2 protein-coding genes are annotated in these 1,770 nt (G+C 66.4%); both read left to right on the top strand.

Going from position 1 to position 1,770, the window contains the following annotated elements:
- Positions 1 to 780, top strand: a 780-nt coding sequence (locus ACE3N6_RS19260) for a toprim domain-containing protein (protein WP_374247434.1), incomplete at its 5' end; no start/stop codon positions are given.
- On the top strand, positions 777 to 1,646 hold the full coding sequence (locus ACE3N6_RS19255) for a lytic transglycosylase domain-containing protein (protein WP_374247433.1): 870 nt from the start codon (positions 777 to 779) through the stop codon (positions 1,644 to 1,646). The genes ACE3N6_RS19260 and ACE3N6_RS19255, both read left to right, overlap by 4 nt.
- The last annotated feature ends 124 nt before the right edge of the window (positions 1,647 to 1,770 follow it).

Raw genomic sequence — 1,770 nt, 5'->3', positions numbered from 1 at the left:
AAGGTCGAAAAACGCAAGGGCTCCGGCGTGGCCGTGCTGCCCGGCAAGCTGACCGACTGCGAAAGCCGCGACATCGCCTACAACGAGGTGTTCCTGGTCGAGGGCGACTCGGCCGGCGGCAGCGCCAAGATGGGCCGCGACAAGGAAAGCCAGGCCATCCTCCCGCTGCGCGGCAAGGTGCTCAACACCTGGGAGGTGGATCGCGACCTGCTGTTCAAGAACAACGAGATTCACGACATCGCGGTGGCCATCGGCGTCGACCCGCATGGGCCCGGTGACACCCCGGACTTGTCGGGGCTGCGCTACGGCAAGATCTGCATCCTGAGTGACGCGGATGTCGATGGCTCGCACATCCAGGTGCTGCTGCTCACACTGTTCTTCCGCCATTTCCCCAAACTGATCGAGGCCGGTCACGTGTTCGTGGCCCGCCCGCCACTCTTCCGGGTGGACGCGCCGGCCCGGGGCAAGAAGCCCGCCTCCAAGGCCTATGCACTGGACGAAGGCGAGCTGACGGCCATCCTGGACAAGCTGCGCAAGGAAGGCGTGCGCGAAGGCGCCTGGAGCATCAGCCGCTTCAAGGGCCTGGGCGAGATGAATGCCGAGCAGCTCTGGGACACCACGCTGAACCCCGACACCCGACGCCTTCTGCCGGTGCGCCTGGGCGCGCTGGACTTCCTGCAGACCGAGCAGCTCATCACCAAGCTGATGGGCAAGGGCGAGGCCGCTGCACGGCGCGAGTTGATGGAACTGCATGGCGACGCCGTGGAAGTCGATATTTGAGCCTGATCAGCATGGCGCACCGGTTTTCCTCGCTTTTTCAGGCCTTTTGGGGCCCCTTCCCGGCGCGGATTGGTCTTGGGCTGCTATTGATTTTGAGTTTTCCGGCGCGCGCCGACGTCTGGGCCTTTATCGACGACAAAGGCACGGCGCACTTCGCCGCTGAGCCGCTGGACGCACGCTACCAGCTCTTTTTCCGAGGCGTCAGCCCGCAAGCCGCCGATCCGGCCGCCGGCACGGCGCGGCCCGTAGCGGTGCCCACGGCGCAGCCCAAACTCGTGGCCTATTTCGAAGTGGCGCCCGGCTTTCGCAGCGTCAAGCACCTGTTGCGCGAAGCCTCGGTCAGCCACGATCTGGACTATGAACTGCTGAAGGCGCTGATCGCCACCGAGTCCGGCTTCGACGCTGCAGCCGTGTCGCCCAAGGGCGCGATCGGGCTGATGCAGGTGACGCCGGCCACCGCCGCGCGATTCGGTGTCAGCGCCGACCGTCGCACCAGCATCGAGCAGAAGCTGGCCGATCCCGCCACCAACATCGGCGCGGGGGCGCGCTACCTGAGCCACCTGATGCGGCAGTTTCCTGGCCAACTGGAGCTCGCACTCGCGGCCTACAACGCCGGCGAGGGTGCCGTGCAACGCGCCGGCAACAGGGTGCCCGATTACCGTGAGACCCGCAATTACGTCAGCACCGTGATGCAGATCTACAGCCTGCTCAGGCCGCCGGTGGGGCTGCCTGTGCCGCGTCATCCCGTGACGCCGCCGATCCCGGGCGGCGCGGTGGGTCGCGGCAACATGATCCCGAATTCCCTTTCCCCGTTACCGGCCATCGCGGCGCCCGCCGCCATGCCGGTGCGTGACCAGTTTTATTGATGAACGACCAACCGACACTCGATCTCTCACCGCCCGGGTCCGACGACTCGCTCAACCTCGCCACCTACGCGCAACGCGCCTACCTCGAATACGCCCTGAGCGTGGTCAAGGGCCGCGCCCTGCC

The sequence above is a fragment of the Zoogloea sp. genome (genome assembly GCF_041904905.1).
GTDB lineage: Bacteria > Pseudomonadota > Gammaproteobacteria > Burkholderiales > Rhodocyclaceae > Zoogloea.
The sequence above is the reverse complement of the archived record's forward strand: the minus strand, read 5'-3'. Positions and strand labels throughout refer to the sequence as shown.